General features: G+C 39.9%; 7 protein-coding genes. All 7 read left to right on the top strand.

Features of this window, described 5'->3' with window-relative positions:
* On the top strand, positions 1-390 hold a 390-nt coding region (locus tag EJP82_RS27515), incomplete at its 5' end, for a glycosyl hydrolase-related protein (protein WP_246054461.1).
* Positions 391-602: 212 nt separating this feature from the next.
* Positions 603-2429 (top strand): sensor histidine kinase, encoded by a 1827-nt coding sequence (locus tag EJP82_RS27510; RefSeq protein ID WP_127195271.1) that lies wholly within the window; start codon positions 603-605, stop codon positions 2427-2429.
* A gap of 1 nt (position 2430) precedes the next feature.
* Positions 2431-3984 (top strand): response regulator transcription factor, encoded by a 1554-nt coding sequence (locus tag EJP82_RS27505; RefSeq protein WP_127195270.1) that lies wholly within the window; start codon positions 2431-2433, stop codon positions 3982-3984.
* A 313-nt stretch (positions 3985-4297) separates the two neighbouring features.
* Positions 4298-5227 carry an ABC transporter permease gene (locus EJP82_RS27500; RefSeq protein ID WP_127195269.1) on the top strand — a complete coding sequence of 310 codons (930 nt, stop codon included), beginning with the start codon at positions 4298-4300 and terminating at the stop codon, positions 5225-5227.
* A gap of 18 nt (positions 5228-5245) precedes the next feature.
* Positions 5246-6196 (top strand): carbohydrate ABC transporter permease, encoded by a 951-nt coding sequence (locus EJP82_RS27495; RefSeq protein WP_127195268.1) that lies wholly within the window; start codon positions 5246-5248, stop codon positions 6194-6196.
* Between the two features lie 125 nt (positions 6197-6321).
* On the top strand, positions 6322-7842 hold the full coding sequence (locus EJP82_RS27490; RefSeq protein ID WP_127195267.1) for an ABC transporter substrate-binding protein: 1521 nt from the start codon (positions 6322-6324) through the stop codon (positions 7840-7842).
* Positions 7843-8111: 269 nt separating this feature from the next.
* The coding region (locus tag EJP82_RS27485; RefSeq protein ID WP_484213867.1) for a polysaccharide deacetylase family protein at positions 8112-8404 on the top strand (293 nt) is incomplete at its 3' end.

Here is an 8404-nt window from a genome sequence, read left to right as displayed (position 1 = left end):
ATGGAGCTTATTCCACACACTGGAGACGGTATGACTTCCGGTGCTTACGCTGAAGCATATCAATTCCAAGTTCCATGGACTGTAAGCCAAAGCGACGTTCATGAGGGACCGATTGCTCCAGCATATACTCCATTTAAATGGGAAAGTGCTGAGCTTGCCTTCTCTTCGATGAAGATGAATGAAGAGAGTGGAGATCTCATGTTACGTTGGTACAACATGAGCAAAGAACAAACGGAGCTTACCTTAAGTACAGATATTCCTTGTGAGCACTTCTACAAAACAACGATCTTGGAAGAGGCGATGCCGCCTCTAACGAAGAATGCCGTAGGTGGTTTATCTATGGTGGTTGGCCCATGTGAGATTGTGACGACAGGTCTTCGTCTTTATTAAAATGATATAAAATTAAGATATGAAGAAAGAGGCATTCAAAGTCATGTAATGATGACAAGAATAGCCTCTTTCTTGTATACTATTTTGATTGTTCAGTTTCAGTTGTTAAGCCTGCAGATCAAGGTGTTACTTTTCATAAGTCTGTACCTTGGATTACTCGGTAATAAACTGTAACGCGAATCGTTGAGAATTATTCGGGGGGTGTTGGATAGATGTCTAGGATACGCAGGTTTTACCGAAATCATCTGAAGCGAAAGATGTTCAACAAGATTATTTTGCTCTATTCTGGGGTTATGATGGTGTTATTTGTAGTAGCTGCAACGATGGTATACCAGTATCAATTACAACGCGTAATCCACGAAGAGCGTGATGCAAACCAGAAGACAGCACAGGTCCTGAGTTTCTATTTGGGCACACAAAATGAGAACATCCAGAGGACGATTCAGCAAATCTATGGTAACGCTTCCGTGAGTGCAGATATGATCTATTTTCTGAATCATTCCTATGGCGACTATTTGGAGTATCGATTGGATCAATTCACAAGGCCTGGCGTTCAGCGAACAAGTTCATTTAGCGAATTCTATAAAAGCTATATGAGGAATGAGACAGGTGTAAGTAGTATTTCTATATATAGCTACCCAAAACAGTTTTATACCTCAATCAGTAGAGACAATCAGCAGTTGATATATGAAGAGGGTTCCAGGTCATATTGGGAGGACTGGTTTATACAAAGAAAATTACATCCGTGGAATAGTGTAGAGAAGGACTCACATTCAGGAGTTGTAGGGAAGGCCTCAAACCTATATTCATATTCTCGTGAACTACAGGATCCAGAGACATTGGAGAAAATAGGAATGTTAAATATCGAATTTGATTCTGCGGATATATCTGCTTGGCTGCAAAGCCGAGCTCCTGTAATGAATGGGAGAGTTCTAGTTATGACTGCACAGGGTACCGTTATTTTTGACTCCAATAATGAGTATTTTGGAAAGGTATACCCCTATCAATCAGAGTTACAGAATACAGGAGATTGGGTTGAACTGGATGAGCCATCGAAAGTGAATATACTGAATATAGGAAATGATGGGTTATCCGTCGTAGGTATCGTCTCAAAGTCGGAAATTAATGCTAGCATGGATACGTTGAGAAGCCAACTATTTATAGCTACAATACTATTTATTATCGTGAGCTTTGCGATTACCACAACTATGATGCGCAGATATTCTAAAAAGGTGCAGCGAATAATCCGTTCTATGAACCGCATTGGTGATGGTGATATTTCTACTAGAATCAAGCTACATGGTGAAGATGAACTCCAGCAAATCTCTCAACGATTTAATGATATGTGCGACAGGATAGAGCTATATATCGATAAAATGTATACTTCAGAACTTAAACAAAAACATGCTGAACTAGTAGCTTTGCAATCACAAATTCAGCCTCATTTTTTATATAATACGCTCGAAAGTATCAGAATGAAGGCCTATAGCATGGGGGCTAAGGATGTTGGGAAGATGATTTATAGTTTGTCAGTTATGTTTAAAAGTATGGTGAAGAAGCGAACGATTGTTACTTTGGGGGAAGAGATTGAGATGTGTTCTCTGTACCTGGAATTGTTCCAAATTCGTTATGAAGGCAGGCTTCAGGTTGATATTCATATGGATGAGGATGTAGTTGAATGTAGTATCTTGAAACTGTTAGTGCAGCCCATTATTGAAAATTATACGATCCATGGTTTTCGGTCATTGGAGGATAATAATTGCATTTCTCTTTATGTAGTACGAAATGAAGGGGGCATTTCGATTATTGTAACGGATAACGGGAGGGGCATTTCGCGGGCGAAATTGGATGAGATTAATACTATGTTGGCTAAGTCATCACAAGCTCCAGACAAGAATAATCAATCGATTGGCTTGATAAATGTACACGAAAGAATTCAAATGACCTATGGAGACCAGTACGGTATAACCATTCAGAGCGAAGACGGAATAGGTACAAAAGTCGTAATTGAGATTCCAGCATTAAGAGAGGGATATTGATATGAAAAGAGTATTTTTTGTCGATGATGAACCATTAATTGCTCAAGGGTTAAACTCAATTACAGACTGGGGGCAATTTGGCATAGAGGTTGCTGGCTCTGCTAATGATGGTGAGCTGGCATTGGAACAATTAATAAAGCTGGGCTCTGTTGATTTACTGATTACAGACATTATGATGCCCAATATGAATGGCTTGGAACTGATCAGACGGGTAAAAGGGATCCATCCGCGTACCAAGTTTATTGTGCTTAGTGGATATGAAGAATTTCACTATGTGAAGACTGGGATTACTTTGGGAATTGAAAATTACATACTCAAACCCATTAATATTGAAGAGCTGGAGTCTACCATTAAGCATATTTGTGGGGACTGGGAGCGGGAGCAAGTGAATAGGTTCAGACAAGAAGAAGAGTGGGCTGTTTTACGTAGCAATGTACTCCAGCGTTGGGTTAATAGCGAGATTGAAATTCAAGAATTCAAGCAGCGGGCACAGCTTTTGGGAATTCCATTGAATTATAAATATTATAAGACTGTAGTAATTAGGGTGATTTCAGAAGATAAGCCTATATCGCAATTGTACCGTATGAATGGTCTTGCTAGTGAGTGTGAGCTGGCGGCACAAGAACTGCTGGGGTCAAATTATGGAGTCATCTGTTTTCCGAATACGAATGAGGACATTGTCATTTTATATACTTTCATGGAAGAAGAGCATCTCAGTCATATTAGTCGGAGTATTCAAGCTATGGCAGAACAAATCTATTCATTGGTTGGATTGCCAGTATGGAGCTCGGAGGGGGATGTAAGCCATGGCTTGGCTGGCATACAGGCCAGTTTCAAGTTGGCCCAGAGCAAGTTCCAACAGTGTTTAATTTCTGGAGGACAGAGTGTTGAGTATGACCGAGAGGGGGGAGTAGAGATAGAGTTGTCCCCAGCCCCAGTGTGTGATCAAGAGACGTTTAGCAGAATCTTGATCGAAGGCGACATAGAAGCTGTGCAAAGATTTATTGATTCTCTGCTTAGTGGTACGTTACATTCTGAGCGATTTCTTCGACAGTCCTTCGTAAATGTGGCGATCGAACTCATGATGATGGCGAAGGAGCTGGAGAAGCATCCCGACTATAGTGAGATGTTAGGCCCACTGCTTAGAATAAATACTATGATTGGTGTAAGACAGCATGTCCTGTCTGTGGTACTTCGGAGTATTGAACGGCGTCAAGAGCGCAAACAGGAGTATAGCCCACATGTATCCTTTGTGATGGAACAGATTAGGGGGCATCATAAAGAGGAATTGTCCTTAAAGACATTAAGTCAGCGGCTTGAGCTACATCCCAACTATCTGGGTCAGTTATTTCAACAAGAGGTAGGCTCAAGTTTTTCGGATTATTTGAATCAATATCGCATTGAGAAAGCTACCCAGCTCCTATTGCATACTGAGCAAAAGACGGCCGAAATTGCTGCTCTTGTAGGTTATATTGATACTTCTTATTTTTTTCGGCAATTCAAGAAATATGCTGGAGTGTCTCCTACAGAGTTAAGAAATATGTATTCGAGATAAGACTTGAATTGAAATATCTAACGGACAGCTCAACAGAATAAAGAGGATTCTACAGCAGTCTTTTTTCCAGTTTCAAGGGAGATTGATTGCTGTTTTTTTGTGATTAGACTCATTTCTTTAATTTGTTCATCCATTTCTAGCATTTTTCAACTTGTTGAGGATAGCGCTTACAAGCGACAATGAAGTTACTAAATGGCGAGCGTCATAGAAGCGGTGGATTTCACTGCCAGCGTAATTCTTGTTGATTGTAAGGGAACATAACAAACGCTAAACGCTAATTTACTAGAAGTTTTCAGTCAAGGGGGAGTGAGGCGTGAACGTTTTTTGGAAGAAGCTACTGCGAAATAAAGGTCTGTTGCTCTTGGTTTTGCCTGGAACGGTTTGGTTTCTGGTTTTTGCCTATTTGCCTATGTTTGGTTCAGTACTGGCTTTTAAGGATTTCCGTATTCACCGGGATGGATTTTTTGCAAGTGTATTAAACAGTAAATGGATGGGCTTTAAAAACTTTGAATATCTGTTCACGACAAATGATGCTTACATCATTACACGGAATACCATCTTATACAATTTGGCATTGATCATTCTAGGATTGGTTATCTCCGTTACATTCGCGATTATTCTCAGTGAACTGGTTAACAAAAAGATGGCTAAGATATATCAGACTGGGATGTTTTTACCGCACTTTTTGTCGTGGGTTATTATAAGTTACTTTGCTTTTACTTTTCTAAGTACGGATAAAGGAACATTGAATCAAATCATCAGCTATTTTGGTGGTGAACCCATCATGTGGTATACAGAGCAGAAATACTGGCCATTCATTCTGATATTTGTTGGGATATGGAAGGGCGTCGGCTATAATAGTGTGATTTATTTGGCCTCGATTACTGGTATTGATAAGTCTTACTATGAAGCGGCTGTGATTGATGGAGCAACGAAATGGAAGCAGATTCGATATATTACGATCCCGCTTCTGAAACCCTTGATGATTATCTTGACGATTCTAGCTATCGGGGGGATATTCCGCTCTGACTTCGGCTTATTCTATCAACTTCCGAAGGATTCGGGTGCATTGTATCCGGTTACCAATGTTATTGATACCTTTGTATATCGTGGATTGATTAATATGGGCGATATTGGAATGAGTACGGCAGCTGGCTTGTATCAGTCTATGGTTGGTCTAATACTGATTCTGATTACGAATTATATTGTCAGAAAAATTGAAAAGGATCATGCAATCTTCTAAAGAATAGAGGTGTTTTCTATGGCAAATACAACGATTCAAGCTCGAACAAAGGTAGGAGCGAGACAGAAGAAAAAGGCGGATTACAACGCCATATCTCCATTGTGGAATACATTATTTAATATTCTTATAGGGTTGTTCGCCTTCTCTTGTGTGTTTCCATTCCTATTTGTCATTATTATTTCGTTAACAGATGAGCAGACACTAGTGTTGGAAGGGTTTAATTTATTCCCAAGTAAGTTCAGCTTTGCTGCTTATGAATACATCGCAAATTCCGGGAAATCACTATTAACTTCCTTTGGAGTTACCGTTGTGATTACGGTGGTGGGTACAGTACTATGCTTAGTGCTAGTAACTACTTATGCTTACGCCGTTTCAAGAAAGGGTTTTGAATTCCGTGGTTTCTTTAGCTTTTTGGCTTTCTTCACCATGTTATTCTCCGGGGGAATGGTACCAGGTTATATCGTAATGACACAATTCCTGCACTTACAAAATACGTTATGGTCGTTGATACTCCCATTGTCGCTTAGTGCGTTCTCAATCATTGTCATGCGTACGTTCTTTCAAACAACGATACCTGATGAAATTATTGAATCAGCCAAGATCGATGGGGCGGGAGACATTCTTACCTTTATCCGTATAGTCTTGCCTGTGTCCCTACCAGGGATTGCAACCATTGGACTATTCGCTTCTTTGGGATATTGGAATGATTGGTTTAATGCGCTGTTGTATTATAACAATCCTGAGCGCATACCTCCGCTGCAGTTTATGCTAATGCAGATTGAGAAGAATATGGACTTTCTTTCGAAAAATGCCCATAATATCGGTTCCTATGATGCGATTGCGAATCTTCCTACGGAGACGGTGCGAATGGCGATGGTAGTATTAGCAACTTTACCGATTGTTATGGCGTATCCATTCTTCCAGCGTTATTTTGTTCAAGGGCTAACTGTAGGTTCGGTTAAAGGCTAATCAGATTTGGAACAGTTTCTTTCAATTAGGTTGTAACCGCGCTACATAGATTGTTTGCATAACTATCTGTTTGGAAGCGGAATCAATATATTTATTTTAAAAAAAACACTCCAGGGGGAAAGAACATGAACAAGAGCAAAAGCAAGAAAGTTTCCTTGTTGTCGCTTACCTTAATTCTATTATTATCTGTTGTCCTTGCAGGTTGTGGAGCCAAAGAGAACAATGAAGCAGCTAAGGAGTCTGAGGCGATTAAGAGTGATGGCACCGTTGATATTTCTAAGCTAGATCCTGTTAACCTTAAAATGTACCTGATCGGACCAAACCAGAAGGATCTACCAAAGGTACAGGAAGAAATTAATAAATACTTGAAAGATAAGATTAACACTACACTAAGTATTTCTATGATTGACTGGGGCGACTATAGCCAACGCATGCAAGTCATTACCAGTTCGGGTGAGGACTATGATATTGCCTTTACTAGTTCATGGGCATTCGATTATTTACCAAATGCATCAAAAGGTGTATTCATGCCTTTAAATGATCTACTGGATAATTACGGCCAAGGAATTAAGGAAGTATTGGATCCACGTTTCCTGGAAGGTACCAAAGTCAATGGTGTTAACTATGGTGTTCCAGCTAATAAGGAATTGGCACAACAATTCGTATGGCGCTTCAACAAAAAATATGTAGATAAATACAATTTGGATATTTCCAACGTAACTACCTTGGAGGATTTGGAACCGCTCTTGAAAGTGATTAAAGATAATGAAACAGCGGATATTACTCCTCTAGCTGTTCCAAAAGGCTTCAAACCTTTTATGCCGTTTGACTTCTTATTGGGTGATGAACTTCCAATAGGTATGTACCTTGATACTAAGGACTACAAATTCGTAAATATTTTGGAGTCCCCTGAACTGAAATCAGCATTGTCCACTATGCGTAATTACTATAAAGCGGGTTATGTCCGTGAAGATGTAGCAACACTGGATGGTATTGATAACATCAAGACAGGTAAGTGGTTAGTAGACAGAGAAATCACTCAACCTTATGCGGAGTTAGGTTGGTCTAGAAATGCGGGTTATGATATTGTAACTAGACCAATGCAGGATCCAGTTATTTATACAAGTTCTGCCGCAGGCTCTATGCTAGCGATCTCTTCCTATTCTAAGAATCCTGAACGTTCAATGATGTTCCTGAACTTGCTGAACACAGATAAGTATCTTCGTAACTTGATTCAATACGGAATTGAAGGCGAGCATTACAAGAAATTAGAAGGCGATTATATTGAAGATCTACCTGCTATGCAGGAAAGATATGCAATGCCTGGTTTCGCATTGGGCAACATGTTCTTAACCAGTCTGCATGATGGAGATCCTGAAGACAAATGGTCTTCTTTCGAGGAATTTAATGCCTCAGGAGTTGTCGCACCTACATTTGGCTTCAATTTTGATACTAGCAAGGTGAAAACAGAAGTAGCTTCGGTAACTAACGTAGCCAAGGAATTTATTCCTTCACTGTATACAGGCTCTGTTGATCCTGATGAGTATCTACCTAAGGCGATTCAAAAATTCAAGGATGCGGGTATTGATAAAGTCCTTGCTGAAGCTCAGAAACAATTCGATGAGTGGAAAGCAACACAAAAATAATCATTGTGATGTTAGCGCCTTCTCTACTTAATGATATATTGAGGGAGAAGGCGCTTGTTTGTATATTTTCTTTAATTTTTACCAGGGTGTGTTTAATTTGCCTCCTTATTTTAGAGGAGCTTCATGGTCTATATTGAAAGAATATCATGCTTAGTTGTAATGGCTTTCAAATGGCGAATTTACATGTGTATATGGACTCTAATATGAGTTAGTCTTAAGTTGTGAAATATTTATTGAAAGAGCTAAATGAAAGGGGATAACGATAGATTATGACTAGTAAAAGAACCGCACATATCATTTCCCACACGCACTGGGATCGGGAATGGTATCTACCTTATGAGAAGCATCATGTCCGTCTNGAGAACAAGGAACGTTTGGGGAAATATATTACTGAGGGACATCTATTGATCGGCCCATGGTACATTCTGCAGGATGCATTCCTAACGAGTGGAGAAGCCAACGTACGTAACATGCAGATCGGACATCAGGATTCTAAGCGTTACGGCGAGCCTTCCAAGATCGGCTATTTCCCGGATACGTTTGGTCTAGTGGGACAAACCCC

Source organism: Paenibacillus anaericanus, assembly GCF_003994475.1.
GTDB lineage: Bacteria > Bacillota > Bacilli > Paenibacillales > Paenibacillaceae > Fontibacillus > Fontibacillus anaericanus.
Note: the sequence above shows the minus strand (reverse complement) of the source record. Positions and strands in the feature narration are given on the sequence as shown.